This is a genomic window from Bifidobacterium xylocopae (genome assembly GCF_003315615.1).
GTDB lineage: Bacteria > Actinomycetota > Actinomycetes > Actinomycetales > Bifidobacteriaceae > Bombiscardovia > Bombiscardovia xylocopae.
The window spans coordinates 83,682-105,942 of sequence record NZ_PDCH01000002.1 but is presented as its reverse complement, the minus strand read 5'-3'; the positions used below and the strand labels follow the sequence as shown (position 1 = coordinate 105,942).

The 22,261-nt window shown below is 64.1% G+C and carries 21 protein-coding genes, 1 tRNA gene and 1 pseudogene; 10 read left to right on the top strand and 13 right to left on the bottom strand.

Annotation, left to right across the window (positions count from 1 at the left end):
• Window positions 1–10: 10 nt before the first annotated feature.
• Both CRD59_RS01810 and CRD59_RS01805 read right to left on the bottom strand, forming a co-directional pair.
• A complete protein-coding gene (locus CRD59_RS01810; RefSeq protein WP_113852895.1) occupies window positions 11–679 on the bottom strand; it encodes a dihydrofolate reductase in 669 nt (222 codons plus the stop codon).
• A gap of 53 nt (window positions 680–732) precedes the next feature.
• Window positions 733–1,608, bottom strand: coding sequence for a thymidylate synthase (locus tag CRD59_RS01805; protein WP_113852894.1), 876 nt, complete (start codon window positions 1,606–1,608; stop codon window positions 733–735).
• 182 nt (window positions 1,609–1,790) lie between these two features.
• Between CRD59_RS01805 and CRD59_RS01800 the strand changes: the two genes are divergently transcribed.
• A complete protein-coding gene (locus CRD59_RS01800) occupies window positions 1,791–2,204 on the top strand; it encodes an OsmC family protein (protein ID WP_113852893.1) in 414 nt (137 codons plus the stop codon).
• A 90-nt stretch (window positions 2,205–2,294) separates the two neighbouring features.
• Here CRD59_RS01800 and CRD59_RS01795 read toward each other — a convergent pair whose 3' ends face one another.
• The 4 genes from CRD59_RS01795 to manA form a co-directional block, all read right to left on the bottom strand.
• Window positions 2,295–3,350, bottom strand: coding sequence for a universal stress protein (locus tag CRD59_RS01795; RefSeq protein WP_113852892.1), 1,056 nt, complete (start codon window positions 3,348–3,350; stop codon window positions 2,295–2,297).
• A 205-nt stretch (window positions 3,351–3,555) separates the two neighbouring features.
• Complete coding sequence (locus CRD59_RS01790) at window positions 3,556–4,305, bottom strand: C40 family peptidase (RefSeq protein ID WP_113852891.1); 750 nt, start codon at window positions 4,303–4,305, stop codon at window positions 3,556–3,558.
• A gap of 60 nt (window positions 4,306–4,365) precedes the next feature.
• Window positions 4,366–5,331: a CHAP domain-containing protein gene (locus tag CRD59_RS01785; RefSeq protein WP_113852890.1), complete on the bottom strand. Its 966-nt coding sequence runs from the start codon at window positions 5,329–5,331 to the stop codon at window positions 4,366–4,368.
• A gap of 286 nt (window positions 5,332–5,617) precedes the next feature.
• Window positions 5,618–7,042 carry a mannose-6-phosphate isomerase, class I gene (manA, locus tag CRD59_RS01780; RefSeq protein ID WP_113852889.1) on the bottom strand — a complete coding sequence of 475 codons (1,425 nt, stop codon included), beginning with the start codon at window positions 7,040–7,042 and terminating at the stop codon, window positions 5,618–5,620.
• Between the two features lie 102 nt (window positions 7,043–7,144).
• Between manA and CRD59_RS01775 the strand changes: the two genes are divergently transcribed.
• Complete coding sequence (locus tag CRD59_RS01775) at window positions 7,145–7,399, top strand: DUF2530 domain-containing protein (protein WP_113852888.1); 255 nt, start codon at window positions 7,145–7,147, stop codon at window positions 7,397–7,399.
• A 126-nt stretch (window positions 7,400–7,525) separates the two neighbouring features.
• On the opposite strand, the gene CRD59_RS01770 is transcribed toward CRD59_RS01775, so the two are convergent.
• Window positions 7,526–8,755, bottom strand: coding sequence for a sensor histidine kinase (locus CRD59_RS01770; RefSeq protein ID WP_113852887.1), 1,230 nt, complete (start codon window positions 8,753–8,755; stop codon window positions 7,526–7,528).
• A 118-nt stretch (window positions 8,756–8,873) separates the two neighbouring features.
• Between CRD59_RS01770 and phoU the strand changes: the two genes are divergently transcribed.
• Window positions 8,874–9,548, top strand: coding sequence for a phosphate signaling complex protein PhoU (gene phoU, locus CRD59_RS01765; protein WP_113852886.1), 675 nt, complete (start codon window positions 8,874–8,876; stop codon window positions 9,546–9,548).
• 104 nt (window positions 9,549–9,652) lie between these two features.
• Here the strand turns inward: phoU and CRD59_RS01760 are convergent, their stop codons facing one another.
• From CRD59_RS01760 to lysS, 3 genes are all read right to left on the bottom strand, one after another.
• A complete protein-coding gene (locus CRD59_RS01760; RefSeq protein WP_113852885.1) occupies window positions 9,653–10,393 on the bottom strand; it encodes a phosphoglyceromutase in 741 nt (246 codons plus the stop codon).
• Between the two features lie 66 nt (window positions 10,394–10,459).
• Window positions 10,460–11,458: a 1,4-dihydroxy-2-naphthoate octaprenyltransferase gene (gene menA / locus CRD59_RS01755; protein ID WP_113852884.1), complete on the bottom strand. Its 999-nt coding sequence runs from the start codon at window positions 11,456–11,458 to the stop codon at window positions 10,460–10,462.
• A 135-nt stretch (window positions 11,459–11,593) separates the two neighbouring features.
• Window positions 11,594–13,252, bottom strand: a complete 1,659-nt coding sequence (lysS, locus tag CRD59_RS01750) for a lysine--tRNA ligase (protein ID WP_113852883.1) — start codon at window positions 13,250–13,252, stop codon at window positions 11,594–11,596.
• Window positions 13,253–13,377: 125 nt separating this feature from the next.
• On the opposite strand from lysS, the gene CRD59_RS01745 reads away from it, so the two are divergent.
• Window positions 13,378–13,451, top strand: a tRNA-Pro gene (locus tag CRD59_RS01745).
• Window positions 13,452–13,582: 131 nt separating this feature from the next.
• Here the strand turns inward: CRD59_RS01745 and CRD59_RS01740 are convergent.
• Both CRD59_RS01740 and CRD59_RS01735 read right to left on the bottom strand, forming a co-directional pair.
• Window positions 13,583–14,272: a hypothetical protein gene (locus CRD59_RS01740; protein WP_113852882.1), complete on the bottom strand. Its 690-nt coding sequence runs from the start codon at window positions 14,270–14,272 to the stop codon at window positions 13,583–13,585.
• A 178-nt stretch (window positions 14,273–14,450) separates the two neighbouring features.
• The gene (locus tag CRD59_RS01735; protein WP_113852881.1) at window positions 14,451–15,191 is read right to left on the bottom strand and encodes a DUF4391 domain-containing protein; all 741 of its coding nucleotides are present in this window, start codon (window positions 15,189–15,191) and stop codon (window positions 14,451–14,453) included.
• Window positions 15,192–15,485: 294 nt separating this feature from the next.
• On the opposite strand from CRD59_RS01735, the gene CRD59_RS01730 reads away from it, so the two are divergent.
• The 5 genes and pseudogenes from CRD59_RS01730 (at window position 15,486) to CRD59_RS01710 (ending at window position 19,734) form a co-directional block, all read left to right on the top strand.
• Complete coding sequence (locus tag CRD59_RS01730; RefSeq protein ID WP_113852880.1) at window positions 15,486–15,968, top strand: MerR family transcriptional regulator; 483 nt, start codon at window positions 15,486–15,488, stop codon at window positions 15,966–15,968.
• An 18-nt stretch (window positions 15,969–15,986) separates the two neighbouring features.
• A pseudogene (locus CRD59_RS01725) lies at window positions 15,987–16,298 on the top strand (TipAS antibiotic-recognition domain-containing protein); the annotation flags it as partial.
• Between the two features lie 60 nt (window positions 16,299–16,358).
• Window positions 16,359–16,886 carry a VOC family protein gene (locus CRD59_RS01720; RefSeq protein WP_113852878.1) on the top strand — a complete coding sequence of 176 codons (528 nt, stop codon included), beginning with the start codon at window positions 16,359–16,361 and terminating at the stop codon, window positions 16,884–16,886.
• Between the two features lie 648 nt (window positions 16,887–17,534).
• Entirely contained in the window at window positions 17,535–18,650 is a 1,116-nt protein-coding gene (locus tag CRD59_RS01715; protein WP_113852877.1) for a zinc-binding dehydrogenase, read from the top strand.
• Window positions 18,651–18,987: 337 nt separating this feature from the next.
• Window positions 18,988–19,734, top strand: a complete 747-nt coding sequence (locus CRD59_RS01710; protein WP_113852876.1) for an SDR family oxidoreductase — start codon at window positions 18,988–18,990, stop codon at window positions 19,732–19,734.
• Between the two features lie 54 nt (window positions 19,735–19,788).
• On the opposite strand, the gene CRD59_RS01705 is transcribed toward CRD59_RS01710, so the two are convergent.
• Window positions 19,789–20,616 (bottom strand): DUF3152 domain-containing protein, encoded by an 828-nt coding sequence (locus tag CRD59_RS01705; protein ID WP_236632662.1) that lies wholly within the window; start codon window positions 20,614–20,616, stop codon window positions 19,789–19,791.
• Between the two features lie 450 nt (window positions 20,617–21,066).
• On the opposite strand from CRD59_RS01705, the gene CRD59_RS01700 reads away from it, so the two are divergent.
• Window positions 21,067–22,254, top strand: a complete 1,188-nt coding sequence (locus tag CRD59_RS01700) for an MFS transporter (RefSeq protein ID WP_113852874.1) — start codon at window positions 21,067–21,069, stop codon at window positions 22,252–22,254.
• The last annotated feature ends 7 nt before the right edge of the window (window positions 22,255–22,261 follow it).

Below are 22,261 nucleotides of genomic sequence, written 5' to 3'. Positions count from 1 at the left end.
ACAGCCTCCCTCAGTCGACCTTCTCATATGTGACGTACCGGAAGCGGTGCACACCCTGGTCGCGCGGGTCATCGGCCTCCCGCCAATCCCCCCGCCTGCCCACACGCCAAAAATGGCGGTCTACCAGCGCATCCATGTCCGGAGCGAAGGTATCGGCCTCCACTTGTGCGTCCAGTTCGGTCACATAGGCGCAGTCAGCCTCCGGAAGCGACTCCTCGAAAATCCGTGACCCCCCGATGATCCAGATCTCGGAACGGTCGATGCCATCATCGGGGATGGCCTCCTGCCGGGCAAGCTCCACTGCGTCCTGCAGACCTGTGACGACCGTGGCCCCCGGCGCCGTGAACTCCGGTGTGCCCGAGACGACGATGTTGTCGCGCCCTTGCAGGGGCTTGGCCCCCATGGATTCCCAGGTCCTGCGGCCCATGATCACGGGGTGGGAGATCGTCAGCTCCTTGAACCGGCGCATGTCCTCCCTCAGACGCCAAGGCATCCCCCCCTGGTAGCCGATGGCTCCCCTCCGGCCATCCTTGGCCTGGGCCTGTGCCCATATCAGATTGATCGAACAGGGCTCGGAAAGCTCATCCTCCTCGAATTCCCTGCCTTGATCCCCCAGCAGCCCGGCATGACCGGGCTCGGGTTCGTGATAGCCGCTTCGGCTGCTACTGTCATGCTCCATGATGTGCGTATGCTCCTCGGTAATGGATTTGCAACAGTATAATACCGGTGAGTTCAGACCGCCACCGGGGCCTTGATGGCCGGATGATGCCGATATCCTACGATCTCGAAATCCTCATACTCATAGTCGAAGATGGAATCCGCCTTCCGTATCCTGATATTCGGATACGGGTAGGGCTTACGGGAGAGCTGCTCAAGGATCTGGTCGATGTGGTTGTCGTAGATGTGGCAGTCGCCGCCGGTCCAGACGAACTGGCCGGGCTCCAGCCCCGTCTGCTGGGCCATCATCAGGGTCAGCAGCGAATATGAAGCGATGTTGAAAGGCACTCCCAGGAACATGTCGCAGGAACGTTGATAGAGCTGACATGACAGCTTGCCGTCGGCTACATAGAACTGGAAGAGGGCATGGCAGGGCGGCAGGGCCATCCGGTCGATCTCGGCCGGATTCCAGGCGGTCACAATGATGCGCCGGGAGTCAGGATGGTCACGAATCAGGTCCAGGGCCCGCTGGATCTGGTCGATGGTATGCCCCGGATCCTCAGGCGTGGGGGCCGGCCAGGAACGCCACTGGACCCCATAGACAGGACCCAGCTCCCCCGTTTCAGGATCGGCCCATTCGTCCCAGATATGCACATTGTGCTCCTGGAGCCAGCGGACATTCGAGGAACCCTTGAGGAACCAGAGCAGCTCGTAGGCGATACCCTTGAAAAAGACCGTCTTGGTGGTCAGCAGGGGAAAGCTGTCAGCCAGGTCGAAACGCATCTGCTGACCGAACAGGGAGATCGTACCGGTCCCCGTGCGGTCCGACTTGAGTGTCCCCTCGCGTACGATCTTGCGCACCAGGTCCTCATAGGGGGTTGGGACCTCGCTGTGCGGACGCTCCGGGACACGTCTGCGGATGTCTGCCAATTGCTCGGATGTCAAAGCCATGGGGCCAAGTCTAGCAAGCGGGCACCGGCATGACCAGGGGCCGGAGGCGAAGCCCACGGCTGGACCACTAATGAACACCATGTTCGTCCGCCAGCTCAATCCACAGACACGGTGGGCATATTTGGGCAGCGTTCGGGGTTACATTGGTAGAGATACAGCAGACAAACCTATGGGAGGTTGTTATGTCACGGAGACTTTGGGTCGAGCGCGGAGCCGACGGAACCTGGGAGGCGCGCTCCGACGACGGTGCGATGATCAAGTTCGGCAGGGGCGAGGGCCTGTTCACGCCCGGGGACCTGGCTCAGATCGCCCTGGCTGCCTGCGCCGGCATGTCCAGTCAGTTCGCCGTCGAGAACACCCTGGGCGAGGGCAAGGGCGCCAAGATCGTCGTCAGCGCCCGCTACAGCGACGATGATGATGCCTTCCTGAGCTTCGATGAGCAGGTGAGCGTGGATGCCACCGACGCTCACATGAGCGACGAGGACGCGGCCAAGCTGGAAGACCGAATCACACGCCACATCGACAAGAACTGCACCGTCAAGCACACCTATGTGCGCGAGACGCCCGTCCGTATGAACGTGAAAGTGCGCCACTGAGCCACAGCCCCGCCATACACCAAGGACCGCCGGTCCGGGAAACATCGTCCCGGACCGGCGGTCCTTCATATGCCGCGCCGAACGACCCGCTCAGCCCCGGTCACCGTGCAGGGGGTCTATGGCGGACTCGATGTCCTCCACCTGGTCGGCCTTGTCGACAGAGACCTGCTGGACACCGGTGATGTCCTCCAGGGCAGTGGCCGAGCCGCTACCCGGACCGGAAGCGGCCTGCTTGAGCCCGGACTCGGTCGCCTCCACATACTTGCGGGGCACCACATAGACCGGCGAAACAGCATGTTGGAGCAGCCCCTGGCTCGTCGAGCCCAGCAGGAGACCGGTGAACCCACCGCGGCCACGGGAACCGACGACGACCACGTCGTGGTCCTTGCTGGCCTGGGTCAGCGCCTCGACCGCCGAACCCGGCACCACCTGCTTGTCCACCTCCAGCTCCGGATAATCCTCCTGCAGAGGCTTGATGCGCCCATCCAGGTCCTCCATGTAGGAGTCCATCACGCTCTGCTCCTCAGCGGAGCCGCTACCGGTCAGACCCGAGATGTTCGGCACCGCGGATATCACATCCAGGGTCGCACCCCAGGTGTTGGCGAACTCGGCGGCGATCTCCAAGGCTTTCAAGCCCCACTTGGATTCATCCGAACCGACGGCCACCCGCTCGATCCGGTTGTTCAAGTGCATCTGCTTGCCATCATCGTCGGTGTAGGGGACCACCACGATCGGGCAGTAGGCATATGCCGGCAGCGAGGAGGAAGTGGTGCCCAGCAGGCGCTCGGCCAGCCCGCCCTTGCCGCGGTTGCCAATCACTATCAGGTTGTAGTTGCGGCTCAGCTCCACGAAGACCGAGGACGGGTCACCGGTCACGATCAGCGTGACGGCTTCAACACCTTGCTCGTCCGCTATGGCTTTGGCCTTGGACAGGATCTCCTGCGCGTCCGAGTGGGCGGCCACGTCGTCACCCATGGTCGTGTATGTCGCATCGAAGGACACCGCCGCGTATGAGGGCAGTGAATACGCGCATACGATCTGCAGGGTCAGACCGGCGTGCTTGGCATAGTTGGCGGCCCACCAGGTGGCCTTGTAGCTGGCATCCGATCCATCGACGCCAACCAGGATCGCCTTGTCGTTGATCATAACGACCTCCTCATGACTCGTGGGGTCGGACCGGTAGGCCCGCCCCTTGTCCAGGACCAGAATATCGCACCGTGCAGGCTGGCATAAGCGGCCCCTTGCACATGGCGTTTCGCAGTCCACCCCCCCCCCCGATATGCGTCGGACGCCCCAGAACAGGGCGTCCGACGCATACGATATCGCACCTTGGCACGTACGGCTAAGGCGTTTACAACAATCTACGAATTGAGTATGGGCTTCCGAACGACACGGACACCGGAGTCACCTGCGTGCCTTGTGACGGATTCAGGGCATTGACCACCATGCCCCCACCGATGTAAATCGCCACATGCTCCTGGTTCGCGATGATATCGCCAGGCATCGCCTGAGCCAGGCTCGGGACCGCGCGGCCAAGCGTGGCCTGTGTACCGGACGGAGCGGGTGCGGAAATACCGAACTGTGCAAATACGTATTGGACCATCCCGGAGCAATCCCAGCCAGCAGGTGTTTTGCCGCCACCTACATAGGGCACACGACCTGCGAATTGGGTGGCGAAACGCACAAGGGCATCGGCAGTCGCCCCATCGGGAGGGGTGGCGGTGAAGGATTCCGAACGAACGGCGGGGCGGGAAGCCGAACGGGAGGCGGCGGCCTCACGCTGGGCCTGGGCTGCATTCGCTTCCGCCTTCGCTTTGGCGGCTGCGGCGGCCTCTTGATCCTTCTCCGCCTGGGACCTGGTCAGTGGCACATTCAGGCTCTCCACACCACCCCAGTTGCTGTTCTTGTCAACAGAGGTCGAGGTGGACTCGGCCAGGAGGTTCCTCCGGACTCGGTCGGTGGGTTTGAAAGAGCGCGATGACGTCACAGCGGCATCATTGCTGCTGCTGGCGTATGCTACAGCCGGGATGCCGGCGAACAGCGTGGAGCCGGCCAGCACCGAGGTGGCCGCAATGGTCCAGGTTTTTCGTTGTATGCTCATTGTTTCCTCAGGCTAGCACAGGGCCGGGAGATGTCGGCTGCTGTGCCGACCACCGCCTGGTCAGTAATGGATGAACTGGAAATCATGGATGTTGGTATAGGTATGTGAGTATGTTTTGCCTGCTTTGGATACACCGCATTCGGAGGTCGTAATCGAGCCGTCGGGGTTGATGCTTTCCACAATCGCCACATGCCCGTATTGGGGATCAGTTCCCTCCTGCCCCGCATTGAAGACCATTACGTCCCCTACATTACGGGGGGTGTTGTCGACCCAATATCCAAGGGAACGGGCGGATGCGGCCCACTGGCAGCCGTTGCCCATATGCGAACCGACCGGCAGACCCAGCTGATGACGTCGCACATAAGCCCACCAGGTGCACTGGCTGAACTCGTAGGCATTGCCTGCGTCGCCAGTGGCGTGGTTGGGATTGAACGCAGGCGGCAGGACGGGCCGGTTCCGGTCCATCAGCGCAGCCACCACCGGATTGTCTGCCAGCGACTTGAACATGTTGGACACATCAAGTCCGGACTCGTCCATCTTCCACTTGCCCTGGTTGCTGGTCTGCTGGTCCGCGCCCTCGGGCTTACGTGCCTCGGAGCGGGAAACGGCGCCGTCACGGCCGGAACCCGCTGCCGTATATCCGGCGGGGGTCACCTGGGAGGAAGCGTCCCCGGCGGCCAGTGGGGCCTTCAGAGGGCCCTTTGGTGCCACTACGGCAATCGCGCCGGCGGCGGCACCCATCAAGGCGGCCATGGCCGACCCAGTCACGATATGGTTCCTGCGGACCGCAGCCTTGGCCGCCATCCTGCGGGAGCGACGGGTCTCAGGCGCCACCTGGTTCAACCGCTTGGCCAGGGCTTCCTCCACCGCGTTTTCCCGGTGGAGACGCTGGGATTGGGCGGCGAACACCTGGGATACGTTCACGAGCTTACTGCCATGCCCGACGTCGGCCCGGCTCCCCTGGACGCGCGCTCTTGTGATATGCGCGCCCCGGACGGCCTTCGCCTTGTCCGCAGCAAATCTCATATACGACCACTCCTGTATCGGTTTACAATCCTGACACCGCAGCGTCACACAATCATCACGTATAGCACTGTACAACAATTCAGACTCCGTCGTCTAACTGAGGATTTTGTCCAGAGGGACCCACTCACGGCCCACCGGCAACGGACGCTTCCGACACGAAGCCAGTATTCCTGGGGCTGTGCGGGCCGGTATGCAGGCTGCCTCCACCCGGTGCGACCCACACCTGCCCCCGGCGTGTCATCTCGCCCAGAGCGAGGGGGGCCGGCGGAAATCGTGAATTCCCGGCTCAACGGGGGGTGGAGGCCAGCAGGAAGGACCCATACCCCACAGCGGGAAGCCCGTCCAAGGCCGTAGAGCCGGGCTCGGCCCGGAGGACATCGACCGGCCCATCGTCGGAACGGATGAAGAGGGCCTGACCGTGATTCAGGGTCATCTCCTGCTTCTGGCAGCGAGCACAGACACTGCCCTCGGTGCATACCAGGATGCGCGGTCCTCCCTGGGGCACCAGCAGGCGGCGGGGGCCGAACCGCTGGACCAGATCCCCGTACCGGTGGGCGATCCGACCCATCAACGGCCAGGCCGCCGAGCCGGGCTCGACCCGCCCGTAGACCAACATGTATTCGCTGATATGAGGCCTGTAGGTGACCATGTTGTGCATGGCCAGCGTGGCGATCATGGAGCTGGAAGGGTCGATCGGGCTGGCCGGCTGGCAGTCCAGACTCCGCAGGAAGTTGGCGAGGTCCTTGTGCTTGGGTGTCATGCCGGCACGCAGCACATTGTCCGAATTGGTCATTATCTCCGCTGCGGCACCGTGGATGTATGCGTGGGGGGTGCCGGTGGGGATGTAGACCGACTCACCCTCCTCCAGGCAGACCGCGTTCAGCATCAGCAGTGCCAGGACTGCCGGATCACCGGGAAAAGCCTGCGCGGCCTGGAGTGCGTTGGCCATGGCGTCATGCGCCTTGCGCGAGCTGATCCGCCGGTCGGCATCCAGCAGGGCCGGGGTGAGCTCGTCGGGGTCGACGGGCGGTGCCGTGATCGCGGTGTGGAAAGCACGGAATACCCGCCGCCTTGAGTCAGGCCATGCCAAGGCGGAGACGGGCATCATCGCATCCGCCCGCTCGAAGCCCTCGGGCGTCACACTCCTATGGAAGCTACGGGCCAGCAGCGCATCGGCCATCCGCTGGGCAACCGGGTGATCCACCACCCGCAGAATCTGCAACTGAGTCGAAATCGGGGCGAAGCCTACCGAGGCCGTGAACGGCTCCAAGGCCACGACCATCTCGTTCTTGGCCAACGTATCCTTGAAGGAACGTTCCGGGTCGCCTATAGACAGTCCGGCGGCGTTCTCCCGGTTGTATCCGGCCCGTGCCTCGAAATCCAGGGGATGAACCTGGAGGGAGAGCGGGATACGTGCCGAGATGATCTTGAACAGATACGGCAGGACCGGCCCGAAGGTCTGTGAATCCTCGGCGCCCACCATCCCCATGGGGTCTGATCGGATGGCCTGGGTCAGGGACCGCTGCGCACCGTCAGGCAGGAGAATGGTGGAGGCGGACTGTGCGTGCCCGGAGAACCACATCTCGGCCAGGGTGTCGGACCTGACACCATCCGCATCCACGCCAGGCCCTTCGGGCAAACCGAACATGGCCTGCAGACGGGTATGCGACCCCCAGGCATATCGCTTCTGAACAGGCAATATCGGGTACACGCGCGCTCCCTCCGCAAGGCTCGGTTCCGCCGACGGCCCAGGTCAGCAGCCAGGCTCCATAGTATGCCAGGGTATGTCAGAGCCTGTAATAGAGTATTCCCTATGAAGCTCGCACCGATTTTCGACCCGGATGCGCGTCGGCCGTCGCCGAAGCCTGTCCAGGTGGACCTGCGGCGCATCTTCACTGTCGGCACAGCGGCCTGGGCGCTGGCGATGGTCGTCTGTTTCATCCTCCTGCTGTGCGGACTGGACTCAATGAAACCTCTGATCGTCTCGGCGGCCGGCGTGGCCGTAGGTCTTCTCCTGCTGGTCTGGGAGCATTTCAACCGGTGGGATTACCGGAGGCTGGCGCAATAGTTCCAGTCCTGGCATCTCGTGGACGGCTCCACGCAGCCGCTCAGCCACTGGCGATCCTCCAATCAAATCCCTCCTTGCGCTGGTCCTGCACGCGTTGAGCAAACACCATGACGCGCACCAGCGCGCCTAACGCCCTTGCGCGATTGCATCCTCATCTTCCCTGCCAGGCCCCTTCACCCGGGGCAGGGCCAAGGTAAAGGTCGAGCCCTGGCCGGGAGCGCTCCACAGGGAGACCGAGCCATGGTGGGTCAGCGCGACATGCTTGACGATGGCGAGCCCCAGGCCGATGCCCACAGCGCTGGCCTCCGTCTGCCCACCACCCCGGTAGAACCGTTCGAACACACGGTTCTGCTCCTCTTTCGCGATACCCAAACCCCGGTCGATCACACGTACCAGGACAAAGCGGCCGTCCGGGGAGGGCCCGGCCGCCAGGCTGACCGTGGACCCGGCCGGCGAGTATCGGATGGCGTTCTCCAGGAGTTTGACGATGGCGGTCCTTATCTGTTCACCGTCCCCATGCACGACCAAAGCGTCGTCCATCCGGCATGTCAGGCTGACGGCCGCTTCTGCAGCCTGGGCACGCACCTGTTCCAGGGCCTGTCGGGCCTGGTCGGCCAGGTCCAGCAGGTTGTTCCGGGACGGACGCACCGACTCCTGGGCGCGGATGAGCAAAAGCAGGTCGTTGAGGGTGTGCTCCAGATAGGTGGAATAGTCGCGGACCCTGTGCGCCTGACGCCCCATCGCGGTCATGCGCTCCTGGATTCCACCCTTGTCCTCGGGAGGATCCTGGGTCATGGCTCTCAAATCGTCGGCCAGGGAGCCGAGTGCATCCACCGGTTTCAGCAGCTGCCGGGAGACATGCTCGACGAAGGACTGCCGGGTTCGTTCGAAGCGCACGGCCTCGCTCACATCATCTACCAGAATGAGCACCAGGTCCGGGCCGATCGGACCGACCGCGACCTTGAGCCAGTTGGGCCGGGAGACAGCCGCGGCACCACCTTCAGCCAGCGGATCCAGGGTACCCCCGCCCGCCCGGGCGTTGGATGCCGGCATACCGGCATAGGCGGCCGGGGTGTCCGTGACCAGACGGAAACGCGATACCTCCCCCTTCCGCCAAGCCTGGCGTACCGCCTCCTGGATACGTTCATCCACGACCCTGTCATGGTTCACTATGGCCAGCCCATAAGCCTCGGGGCTGGAACGGACGACCCGATCCTCCCGGTCCACCAGCACGCACACCGAACCAAGGAGGGAGAGGATGGCCTGCCCGGTCTCATCCAGGTCGTCGGCCTTAGCATCATCCTCGTGCGAAACGGGTGAGAAACGGGATCTCACGCGCTCAAGCCAGCCGCCCATACGCATCCTCCATCAGCCGTCCGGCACCATGCCCGCCGTCGACAATCGGCAGTCGTTAGCGCCAGGCCGTACACTGTTGTCATACTTCATTATCGCAGGCTACAGGAGGGCAGCGGGTATGCGCGTGATCTTCAACGAGGAGATGCGGCAGGTGGCCGACGACATGGACCGGATGGCCAGCGCGGTCAGCACCGCTATCAGGACCGCCGGCAGGGCCCTGCTCGGACCGGACGTGGAGGCCGCCCAGGATGTCATCGATGGCGACCAGGCGATCGACCGGCTGGAGTCCTCGGTCATCGACCAGTGTATCCAGCTCCTGGCCAAGCAGAGCCCGGTGGCCACCGACCTGCGCATCGTCGTCTCCACCCTGCGCCTGGCGGCCACTTTCGAGCGCATGGGCGATCTCTCCCGGCATATCGCCGAAGCCGTGCGCCGCTCCTACCCCGACTCCCCCCTGCCCCCCGAGGCCAGGGAGCTCTTCGGAAAGATGCAGGACTTCCTCAACGACATGGCCGACCGGCTGGTGGCCATGCTCGCCGACCGGGACACGAAAGTGGCCGAGCGGATCATCGTGGACGACGACCAGCTGGACTGCCTCCACCAGCAGACCTTCCAGCTGGCCCTGTCCGACGAGTGGACCGGCTCCAAGCAGCAGATGATCGACCTGGTGCTCCTGGCCCGGTTCATGGAACGGATCGGCGACCACGGCGTCTCGGCCGCCCGCCGCGTGGTCTACATCGTCTCCGGCTTCGACCCCTCCAAGGACCCCAAGGACCTGGAGGACATCGACTGACCTCTGCCCGGTCCGCTACGATATGAATCGGCCCGCACACCCCAGTGGATGCGCGGGCCGGTTCTGTATCTTGCAGTGCACAGACCGCTTTCAGCGGCCGCAGGTCACTTCTGGCCCTGGGCGGCGACAGCGGCGGCACCAGCGGCGGCGGCCTCCGGATCCAGGTATTCGCCGCGCGGCTTGACGGGCTTGAAATCCTCGTCCAGCTCGTAGAGCAGGGGGATGGCCGTTGGGATGTTGACCTTGGCGATCTCCTCCTCCGACAGGCCGTCGAGCATCTTCACGATGGCACGCAGGGAGTTGCCGTGGGCCGCGATCATGACGGTCTTGCCGGTCTTGAGCTCGGGGATGATGTCGGACTGCCAGTAGGGAGTCACGCGCTCGACCACGTTCGCCAGCGCCTCGTGCCGGGGCACGTCGATGCCCGCATACTGGGCGTCATGGGACTGGGAGAACTCGTCGTCCGGGTCGATCTCGGGCGGCGGGGTGGCGTAGGAGCGGCGCCAGAGCATGAACTTCTCATCGCCGTACTTCTCGCGAATCTCGGTCTTGTTCTTGCCCTGCAGGGCACCATAGTGGCGCTCGTTGAGCCTCCAGTCGCGCCTGACCGGAATCCAGAGGCGATCGGCCACATCCAGGGAGATGTTGGCGGTGTTGATCGCACGGCGCAGGAGGGAAGTGAAGACGATATCGGGGAGGACACCCTTATCCTTCAGGAGCTTGCCGCCCTTCCGGGCCTCCTCCTCACCCTTCTCGGTCAGCGGGACGTCCACCCACCCGGTGAACTGGTTCGTGTTGTTCCATGCGCTCTGGCCATGCCGGAGCAGTACTAGTTTGTATGTCATAGCCCACATTCTAAACGCCCAGGCAGACCAGCCTTCACCTGATTTACGCTCGCTTTCTGGCTGGGCTCAGACCAGCTCCATCAGGAGGCCGACAGTCCAGCATAGGGCTGAAATCAGAGTCCCCTGCCCGGAGAGCACGAAGGCCTTTGGTTGGTTGTGCCGGGCGAAGAAGCGGAAGATGAAGCCGAAACAGACCGCGATCGGGACGACGACGATGACGGCGGGCACGTTCATGGACCCGAAACGCCAGAAGACACCACCAAATTCCATGACCGCCAGCAGCAGGCTGACCGCGTAGACCACGTAGATGGAGACCCGGGCCGCATGGTCACCCACCAGGGTGGCGTAGGTGTGCTTGCCGGAGCGCCTGTCGGATTCGATGTCCCGGTAGTTGTTGAGCATGAGCAGGCCCACCGCGTTCAGCCCTGCGGCGCAGGCGCCGGCCCAGCCGTCGCCGCTGAGCGCGCCCACCATGAAGTACTCGGTTCCCAGGGTGGCCACCAGGCCGAAGAAGATGAAAACGAAGACCTCGCCCAGCCCGTAGTAACCGTATGGATGCTTGCCCCCGGTGTAGAACCATCCCGCTGCGAAGCAGGCCAGACCGGCCGCGATCATCCACCAGTGGCCCGTGATCGCGACCGCAGCCAGACCAAGCAGGGCGGTGATGAGAACCGAGACCGTCATCGCCGCGAAGACCTTGCGCGGGGCCACGCCCGAGGCCACCAGGCGGCGGGGTTTGCCCGAGACCTCCTCCTCGTCGCCGCGCTTGGCGTCGGTGCCGCGGATGCCGTCGGAGTAGTCGTTGGCGAAGTTGGCTGCTACCTGCATGAAGAGGGCCAGGAGGACAAGGAGAATGAAAACCGTCCACAGCTGACCGGCACCGACCTGGGCGGCAGCCCCCTGGGCCGTGGGTTGAATAGGTGCATCAGCCGCGCAGGTGGAGGCGCAGGGAACCGCCGTCTTCGACCTGTGTACCAGGGCCGCGGCCGCCCCCACACAGACCGGGGCGACAGATGCGGGCAGTGTCTTCGGACGCATCCCGTTGATCCACAGCTTGACATTCATATCGGCACCTCCATTGCGCGCGTGTTAACAGGATGAAGTGCTTCCGCACTCACAGACTTCCAGACCCCAACACGGTTCGAGCCCGGTCCAGCCTTGCGTCAGGCCAGCCGGGCTCGCTCCACATGGGAATGGGGGTCAGTTCAGCGGCTTGACCAGGGGGAAGGTGATGGTCTCACGGATGGTTGCGCCGGTCAGGGCAATCAGCAGACGGTCGATGCCCATACCCATGCCACCGGTGGGGGGCATGCCCACACCCAGGGCCTCCAGGAAGTCCTCGTCGATGTCGGTGGCCTCCACGTCACCCGCCGCCGCGTCCTTGGCCTGCTGGATGAAACGCTCGCGCTGCACGACCGGGTCATTGAGCTCGGAGTAGCCGGTGGCCAACTCAAAGCCGCGCACATACAGGTCCCACTTCTCGACCATGCCCGGCTTGGACCGGTGGGCCTTGACCAGGGGGCTGGTCTCGACCGGGAAGTCGCGCACGAAGGTGGGCTCGTAGAGCTTGTCCTCATAGAAATGCTCCCAGAGATGCTCGACCAGCTTGCCGTGGTTCTCCACCTCGTCCCGCTCCACGCCCAGCTTGTCCGCGATGGCGCCCAGATGTTCCACGGAGGTCTCAGGCGTGATTTCCTCCCCCAGGGCCTCGGACAGGGAACCGTACATGGTCATGGTTCTCCACTCGCCGCCAAAGTCGTACTCTTCACCGCCCATGAGCGTGACCTTGGTCGACCCGAAGGCATCGATGGCCGACTGCTGCACCAGACGCTTGGTCAGGTCGCCGATCGTGTCGTAGGTGCCGTATGCCTGGTAGGCCTCCAGCATCGTGAACTCAGGGGCATGGGTGGCGTCCACACCCTCGTTGCGGAAGTCGCGGTTGATTTCGAAGACCCGCTCGATGCCACCCACCAGGCAGCGCTTGAGGAAAAGCTCAGGAGCGATGCGTAAGTAGAGGTCGATGTCGAAGGCGTTCATGTGCGTGGTGAAGGGGCGGGCCGCCGCCCCCCCATGCACGGTCTGGAGCATGGGGGTCTCCACCTCCAGGAAATCCTCGGATTCAAAGGTGCGACGCAGGGAGGAGACCACTTTGGAGCGATCACGAACCATCTTGCGCGTGTCCTCATCAGCGATCATGGCCAAGTAGGGCTTGCGGGTTCGTTGCTCGTCGGAAAGTCCCTTGTGCAGGGCTGGCAGGGGCTGCAGGGCTTTGGCGGCGATGGCCCATTCCGTCGCGAAGACCGAGAGTTCGCCGGTCTTGGAGGCGATGACCCTGCCTCGGATGTATAGCTGGTCTCCAAGATCAACCAGCTTCTTGAAGGACTTGAGGGAATCGGCGCCGATCTCCTTCTTCGAGACCATGCCCTGAATCCTGGTGCCGTCGCCAGCCGAGAGCTGCACGAAGCACAGGCCCCCGCCGTTGCGCAGGAAGAGCACACGGCCTGCGATGCCGACCACATCCTCGGTCTCCTGGCCCGGCTCCAGCTGGCCCTCGTACTTGGCGCGAACATCTTCGATCCGGTCGGTCACATTCAAATGGACCGGGTAGGGGGGAACGCCTTCCTTGATCATGAGCGCCCGTTTGGCCACGCGCATCTGCACCTGCTCCGGGTGGGCCGTCGGTCCGAACTCGTGGTTGGACGGGTCGATGGCCTCCTCCAGCTCGGCACCCTGCTTCACCCGGGACGCGATGGCCTGGTCCTGGTCGAACAGCATCTGGGCCCGCTCCACGGTGGACATGGCGGTTTCGGTCTCCGGCGTTTCCTTGCTCCGGTCGGCGTTCTCATTCAGGTCTGTCATAGCTGTACAGTGTACGCAAGTGCCGGTACTTACTGCCGCCTGTCCTGCCCGGCCCCACCGACCCAACCCGCCGCGCGAGTGCTGGCGCTTGGTCGCCGGTCAGTGTACTATGGTGAACGTTGTCGCGGGGTATAGCGCAGCTTGGTAGCGCGCTTCGTTCGGGACGAAGAGGCCGGGGGTTCAAATCCCCCTACCCCGACAATCATTCCGGCCCGATCAGGGCCGGAATTTCAACTTTTCCAGCATCGCACGCAGCAGACGAAACCGGTTTTGAGCGCACTTTGCAGCAGCAACACATTCATCGGCTCCCCCACCTGCGAACTTCTTCCGTCACAAAGGAATCCACCTACTCGGTCCATAATCTGAGGGCCAGCACAAACGGGACCCCCAGGGAACGTGTGGATGCCGCAAAAAGACCCCGGACCCGAGGACCACCACCCCAAAGATCATCCAAGCCCATTGCGCCCAAGGCACGGAGAGGACGGCTGTGCCGAGGATGGCACGAAAGCCGAGATAGGCGCAGATTGTGGCCGGGACGGCGGCCAGGAAGGCGGCCGGCATAGCGGTGAGCATGATGATGGCACCTTCCAGCCCGGACGACATGAGCAGCTGCCGGGGTTCGGCGCCCGCTATGCCGAGCAAGGCCTGATCAAGGGACCGCTCGCGCGAGATCATGCAGAAGCCGGCCAAGGTCCCTCCCAGGGCGATTGCGGCGGCAGGGCCTATCGCCCCCAAAACCCCGGCCATACCGGTGGAGGTGGTGCCGGGGAGTGTGGGGTATCCCGCCACCTTCATCAGCGAATCGTTGAATATCCGCAAGGGCGTACCCAGTCCCATGATCAGACCGACGCAGACCATGAGCGGAGCCAGGACTGAACTGGAGCGCCCGATGCGTGAGACCGTCTGCCTCCTGGCCACCGACCAGGAAGCCACCCGCGGGGGCAGGAGCCCGGTCCACACCCTGACGAGACCCCCATAGAGCCTGGAAGCCAGCAGTGCGAATGTGATCTTGATCAGCACCAGCCCACCCAGAGGGTGACGAAGACGCCGATGGCCATGGTCAGCGGCAGCTCCATCTTCGTCATCATGTGCACCAGCGCCTCTGCATCAGGACGAAGTTTCCCGCAGGCGACGCTGAACGTCCCAACCAGGCCAGACGTGATTCACGCCACTTCGGGCACGACCGCGAAACCAGTCGTCAGGCCTCGTCCAGACCATCCAATGCACCCAGTTCCTTGAGCTGGGTACGCACCTTGTGGAGCTTGGCGTAGGCCTGGTTGCGCTGGGTCGCGTCCTTGGCGCGCGCATGGTCCTTGGCCAGCTTGGCCTCCTGCGCCACCAGATCGGCGACCTGGGCCCGCCTGGCGATGCGCCCGTCCACGTCGGACCCGTCGCTGCTGTCCAGGATCACCTGTGCGTTCAGGCCCTCCCAAGCCTGGTCCAGGTCGTCACCCGCCAGGGTCAGCCGGGTCTTGCCCGCCGGCCTCCAGGGGCTGGCGAAATCGCGGTATATCCGCTCATGGCCGGGCTTGGCGGGCAGGGGCCGACGCACCGCCAGCGCACACTCCTCGCCTCCAGTGGGCCCGCCCTCCTTGTCCAATGCCGGACGGACGCAGACGAAGATGATGCCCGAGGAGCGCATGGCGGCGATGTGGTCCACTATCTCCAGCGGCGGGTCCTGGCAGGTCAGCTTGAGCCCCATGACCAGGATCTCCTTGGTCGCCTGCCCCTCGGCCAGCCCGGTATTGGCGGGGCGCAGGAGGGCCAGCATGTCCACAGCTGCCAGGTCATTGGCAAAGCGCTGCCTGAGCCTTGCCGACACCGGACGCTTGGCGTAGAAGATCTGCCTGGGCAGCTCGCCCCTGCCCTCTGGCACGGCGGTCGCCGGCGGCAGCCCCAGGCTGATCGCGGATACCGAGCCACATCCTTGAGCGCTCATATTCGGCCTTTCGTCGGTTCGCGCGGATTCCGGACCATCCCCGCCAGCCCGTCCCCGCAAGGAAAAGTACCCCCCATCCTACCGTCCGTCCGAAGGCCGATCGGTTTTGCCCGCTCCCAGTCTCCCATGTGAGGACTTACTTTTTGAGGACATTCTGCCTGCTTGCCCTAAAGGAACGCCCTAAAAGCCATGCACCAAAGCTGCAAGCAATCTTCCGCAGCAGCGACAGCGTCTGAATGACAGTGAACATCGGCGATTTGACCCTGACATGGTGGAAGGGTTTAGGGTCTGGGCATGACGCGAGATAAGGACAATGTACATGGTGGCGCAGCCTGGGAAACGGGACTGAGCATCGGCGAGACGGCCGCCCTGATGGAGGTCAGCGAGCGCATGCTGCGCCACTGGGATTCGGTCGGCCTGGTCTCGCCCGAGCGCAACTGGTCGGGCTACCGGCGCTATGCACAGGGTGACATCGCGCGTTTGGAACGGGTGCTGATCTACCGGGAGCTGGGGCTGAAGACCCGGCGGATCCGGGAACTGCTGGACTCCCCCACGCCCCTGGCCCTGGAGGAATTGCAAGGCCAGCGCTCACAAATCAAAGAAAAGATCCACCGGCTCGAGGCCGCTTTGGGCACATTGGACCGTCTCATCGCCATAGCCGAAGGCCGGGAAGAACCAGGAGAACCGATGACAACCACCGGTGAAACCGATCGCAGCCAGCTCAAGGAGGCCCAGGAACGTTGGGGGACCAGCCAACAGTGGATGGAGTATGCCTAACGCAAGGCCTCGCGCAGCAAGGAGCAGCAGGAGCGGGACATGGCCCACCTGAAGGAGGTGGAAACCAAGCTAGCCCGGGCCAAGCGCGCCGGGTTCGACCCGACCGGCATCCAGGCACTCGCCCTGGTTGAAGAGCAGCAACAGGCCCTGACCTGGTTCCATGTGACCCCGTCCATGCACCTGATACTGGGCCGCATGTACGTGGCCGACCCTCGCTTCAGGCGCCATTACGAACAGCTGGAGCCCGGCCTGGCCGAATGGATGCTCACCGCCATCGAAGCCGCCGCCCGCGCCCGAGGCATCGACCCCGCCACCGCCCGTTGGGAATAGACCAGCCGCAGCTCAATCACTTACTTTTATCCATCAATTCGATATAGCGAAAGACCAATCATGACCAATCAGGAAACAGACGCGGCACCCACCTACGACGCCGCCCGCATCAGCCCAGTGCCCCGGCCCGGCAGCCAAACCGCGCCGCCGGAGCCCTACAGGGGCATCTACCCCATGCCCATGTTCATGACCCTGACCAGCGCCGACCTGGGGGAATCCGAGCGCTTCTGGACCGAGGGCCTGGGCTTCATCAGCCTGTACGCCATGCCCGGCACGATGATTCACCTGCGCCGCTGGGCCTTCCAGGACATACTGATCCACGCAAGCCGGCCAGGGGCGAATCAGTCGCAACCGGTGGCGGGCACGGCCGGCAGCCTCAGCCTGGCCGTAGCCGAATCCCAGATAGCGGACATGGTCGCCGCCTGCGAACGACTGCGTCCCGGCTCCACCGTGCCCGCCGTCCGCAAGCCGTGGAACTCCATGGAAGCGCGGGTGGCCACCCCGGAGGGACTGACCCTGACCCTGACCGCCGCACTCCCCGTCGACACCGCCCAAGCCGAGGCCTACCTGCGCGGCCATGGGAGGTGAGAAAACCGCACATACGCGCCCGGGCCCAGGATACGATGTCAGCCATACGGCCGCACCGACTGCGGACGAGACCCTGGGGAGGGCATGACTGAGCCGACTCGGGGAGCGCGACCCCCCCCCCCCAAAGCCCCCTGCATTCGGCCAATGAATCGGACGGCCTGCCCTATCGGATGCAGCGGACCATTGACGGTCTGTCCTCCCCCACGGCCAGCGAATGCTACCCGCACACGGTCGGCAACGTGATTACGCCCGGCCAGAGAGACTCGTCGCCACCCATCCCCAGCGCAACCTCTCTCAAGGCAAGGCCGCGGCAGGCTTGTCTGCCCGAAACTGTTGTACTGGACCGGGGGGGGGGGGAGCGCCTGCACACCCTGGGGACCGATTGACATCCGGATGGCGACGAGCGCATCTTGGATCGCCTGGGGGGGGGGGGGGAACATGTATAGCCAACGCGCCATTGTCTTCACTCCCCCCGCGAAACCCTCTCTTCACTGGGTTGTGATCGCTGATATACAGCTGCGTGTTTCAGGGAAGCGGTCCGCTAGAATGAGAGGTGATTCACAAAGTCCGGCGCTGTGAGGACCGGACCGGCGAAGAAGGTGGGCACGGTCGACAACTGTGTCCGCGACACTCAGCAAAGGAGCAAAAATGCCTCAGAAGATCAAGGCTTCGATTGCCTACGGCATCGGCAAGGGCTTCGCCCAGCCTGAGGAGATCATCATCGACGACCCCAAGGGCGCCGAGGTGCTGGTGGAGGTGAAGGCCTCAGGCCTGTGCCATTCGGATCTGCACTTGGTGGAGGACGACGACCAGTTCTTCCCCTTCCCCGCCGTCATCGGCCATGAGGTGGCGGGCATCGTCGAGGCCGTGGGGCCCGAGGTCAGCGGCATCAAGGTGGGCGACCACGTCGTGGCCTCCCTTGAACAGGTGTGCGGCCATTGCGCCAACTGCCTCAAGGGCCAACCCCAGTCCTGCCTGCAACAGCATGAGTGCGTGCGCGCCGAGGGCGACACCCCCCGCCTGTCCTTCCCCGACGGACGGCCCATCACGCAGGCCTTCGGCACCGGCGGCTTCGCCGAGAAGGCGCTGATCCATGAGAACCAGCTGGCTGTCGTCAACAACGAGGTGGCGTGGGACCAGGCCGCCTGCATCGGCTGCGCCACCATCACGGGTGCCGGCGCCGTCATCAACACCGCGCATGTACGCCCCGGCGACACCGTGGCCGTGATCGGCACCGGCGGCATCGGGCTCAACATCATCTCCGGCGCCCGCATCTGCGGTGCGAAGAGGATCATCGCGATTGACCTGCTGGACAACAAGCTGGAGTTCGCCAAGAAGTTCGGCGCCACCGACGTGATCAACTCCAAGAACGAGGATCCGGTCGCCAGGGTGCGCGAGCTCACCGACGGCGGTGTGGACCAGGCCTTCGAGGCCATCGGCCTGAAGTCGACGATGAAGCAGGCCTGGGACATGCTGGGGGTCGGCGGCACCGCCTACCCGATCGGCCTCACCAAGCCTGACGCGACCGTCGAACTGGAGATCAACCCGGCGGACCTGCTGGTACACCAGCGCGGCTTCAAGGGTGTGTGGATGGGCTCCACCAACATCAAGCACGACATCCCCATGTACGCGGACCTGGCTGTGGACGGCCGCCTGAACATGAAGGACATCGTCTCCCAGCACATCAACCTGAGCCAGATCGACGAGGCCTACAAGCAGCTCGTCGCCGGCAAGGTCATCCGTTCCGTCATCACGGAATTCTGACCAGCTCGCAGGCACTGCCCTGCCTGGTCGTGCCGTTGGGCCCCACACCTCTGTCCCGGGTGTGGGGCCCAACGGCATGCAATGTGGGCCATCCGCAGCAATAGCCTCGCCAGAACCCGTGCGCCCGCCAAAGCGGTCACGCTCCCGGACCTGACAAGGCCGCGCCACGCCCATAGCCCATATACCACTTCGCGGGAAGCACCTCAGGCAGGACATCCAAGCATCATCCCTCTCCTGCCGCATGGCAACCCACTGGTACCGGCTTGCACCTCAAGTGGCTTGAAGTCCTAGCATATGAAGAGCATGCACGCACAAGGCATGGAAAGGCGGATATCACATGACAATCGAGAACAAGGTCGTACTGATCACCGGCGCATCTTCCGGCATCGGCGAGGCGAGCGCCCGGCTCTTGGCCTCGCGCGGGGCGAAAGTCGTCCTGGGAGCCCGACGGGAGGAGAAGCTCAAGGCAATTGCGGACGACATCATCGCGGCTGGCGGACAGGCGGCCTACCGCCCCCTGGACGTGACCGACCCGCAGCGGAACAAGGATTTCGTAGCCTACGCCAAGGATCGCTTCGGGCAGGTGGATGTTATGTTCCTGAACGCAGGGCTCATGCCCTCATCGCCGCTTTCGGCCCTGAAGACCGATGAGTGGGACAGGATGGTGGACGTGAACCTGAAGGGCGTGCTCAACGGCATTGCCGCCGCCCTGCCTGAATTCACCGGGCAGAAATCGGGGCAGTTCATCACCACCTCCTCCGTGGCCGGTCTCAAGGCCTACCCCAACGGCGCGGTCTATGGGGCCACCAAGTGGGCGGTGCGCGACCTGATGGAAGTGCTACGCATGGAGTCCGCCATGGAAGGCACCCACATCCGCACGGCCACCATCTACCCGGCGGCCATACAGACCGAGTTGCTCAGCACGATCACCGATCCGGCCGCGCTTGAAGACATGAACAGGACCTACGACAGCTACCAGATCACGCCTGACCGTGTGGCCTCCGTGGTCGCTTTCGCCATCGACCAGCCGGAGGACACGAACGTCTCCGAATTCACCATCGGACCCACCATCCAGCCATGGTGATCCGGGGATTGCCCCGCACCACACCGGTGACACACCCCGACGCCCGATTCGCCGCTATCTGATCCATAGCTCCGAATCCATGGGCCATTCGTTGGGCTTGCAGCCTTTGAGCCCCATGGACTGCTCCTGCATCAAGGGGGCGCTCTGGCCGGCACCGGCGCATGTCTGCTCATTATCCATATGACCCAGCCGGTGGCCCACCTCGTGGTTGATGACCATGACCCGGTAACGTCCCATGTCGCCGCCGGCACCCAGCCAGTAATCAGTGCCGCCGTCCCAGCGGACCTTGTTGACGATCACCTGGTTGCCCACCCGGCAGCTGTACTCCGGCGAGCAGGCCGGGGAGAAGGTGCGCATGTACTGGGGTTCGGCCAGCACCAACACCATGTCGCACGCGCCCCCGCTCCACCGCGTAAAGCTTGCTCCCGCCCGCGGCCAGCCCCTGGGATCGTTCAGGGTGCGAAAGACGGTCTGCTCGAAGACCGTGGTGTTCCCGACGTTCCCCCTGCCGGCCACGCAATAGGTGAAATCATGCCGGGGTCTGCCCGAGGCCGCTGCCGTCGCCTGGGCCTGGGCCAGGATTTCGGAGCGTTCACGCTCGGTCAGGGTGGCCGGCTGCGCCTGCTCAGACCTGGGCACAGGCGCCTTGGTCAAGTCCCCGGCGGCCGGACGTCTCGCCCGGCCACCCGCCGGTCCTCGTTCATGCTCGACGCTGCCCGGATGGTCGGCGCCGGATGCCGAAGCGACGGCACCGGCCGACGCGGAACGACGGTGCCCGGAAACAGCCATGGCTGTCAGCAGGCAGACGACAACGATCACCGCCAGGAAGGCCACCACGAACCGGCGGACCCGGAATATCCTGTCGGCCTGTCTTGGGGACACACTTTCCGCACTCCCCGGCATCAGCGCCGCCAGCAGCATACGGCAGAATACAAGTACGGCCGGCTTTCCGTGTGTTTTGGTCCGGTGCCGGGATGGCTGATCGTTCGGCGACAACCAGCCGGGCCTTTTTCCCATGACTCCTCCAACCGGTACCGGCGGCCGCAATGCAATGGCGTGGTCTCCTTGACCGCCTCCAGGCCGATTATAACCGCCATGGCCTGCGGCACCGAACCCCCTATCCACGGAACCAAGCCATTGCGATGGGCGGAGTTCACCTGAGCAACGGTCCAAGACGGACACCGTGTCCCTTCGGCGACCCGCCAAGCCCTTCGCGCCCGGCCCTACCGGGAACCCCGGCGCGTACCATCGCTGGTGACCCTGCATGGAGACTGCACACCGGCGCCGTCGGTCCATGAACGCAGTCCCACACATCCTCGGAAGAGCACAAGCATGAAGAAGAGTCTGATCGCCTTGGCCTCGGGCGCCTTCGCCCTGGGGGCCGCCGAATTCGTGATGATGGGCATCCTGCCGCAGACGGCCAAGGCCATGGGCGTCTCCATCCCACAGGCAGGGAATTTCATCTCAGCATATGCGATAGGGGTGTGCGCGGGCACCCTGATGCTGGTCTTCGGACGCAGAGTGCCACCCAAACGACTGGTCCTGCTCTTCATGGCCCTGATCGTTGTCGGCAACGCCTGTTCGGCCCTATCCACTTCCGCCCCCCTGCTCATCATCTCCCGCTTCATCGCCGGCCTCCCCCACGGAGCCTTCTTCGGCACAGCCGTCTATATCGCCAAATCCCTCGCCGACCCGGGCAAGGGGGCGCAAGCGGTGTCCGTCACCATAACCGGCCAGACCGTGGCCAACATGTTGGGAGTGCCGGGTGGCACCCTGCTGGCCGAATACCTCTCCTGGAGAATGGCCTTCGCCCTCCTGGCCTTGTGGGGAGCGGCCACCGTCCTGCTGGTTCTTCGTTGGATCCCCGATCTGGATCCGGTCCCGGACACCGGCATCCGTGGACAGTTCCGTTTCCTCAGGCGCCGTGGCCCCTGGGTCATCCTGCTGGCCGTGTTCACCGGCAACGCAGGCATCTTCTGCTGGTGGTCCTACGTATCCCCCTGGCTGACCCAACGGGGCGGCTGGTCGGCAGGCTCCGTCTCGGCCCTGATGATGCTGGCCGGCTTCGGTATGGTGGTCGGCGGTCTGGCGGGCGGCGCCTTGTGCGACCGTTGGCGGCATGCCGGGTCCGCGGCCCTGGGCCAGCTGGTCTCCTGCCTGGGACTGCTCATGATCTTCCTGGTTCCCGGCTCCCGGCTCTCCACCGCCATCCTCACCTTCTGGGTGGCATTCGGACTATTCTTCATCTCCACCCCCCAGCAGGTGCTCATGGTGGAGGCCGGTCAGGGCGGAGGCGAACTCATAGGCGGCGCGACGATTCAGATCGCTTTCAACCTAGGCAATGCCGTCGGATCCATATTGGGCGGCGCAGCCCTGGCCGCCTCCGGCATGGACTATCGCTTCCCCGCGCTGGCCGGGGCCCCGCTGGCACTGCTGGCCGTGGTCCTGCTGGTCGTATACTCCATACGGCTTGAGACCCATACCGATGCGATCGACCGCCTGCAAGTGATCGAGGTTTGAGCTAAGC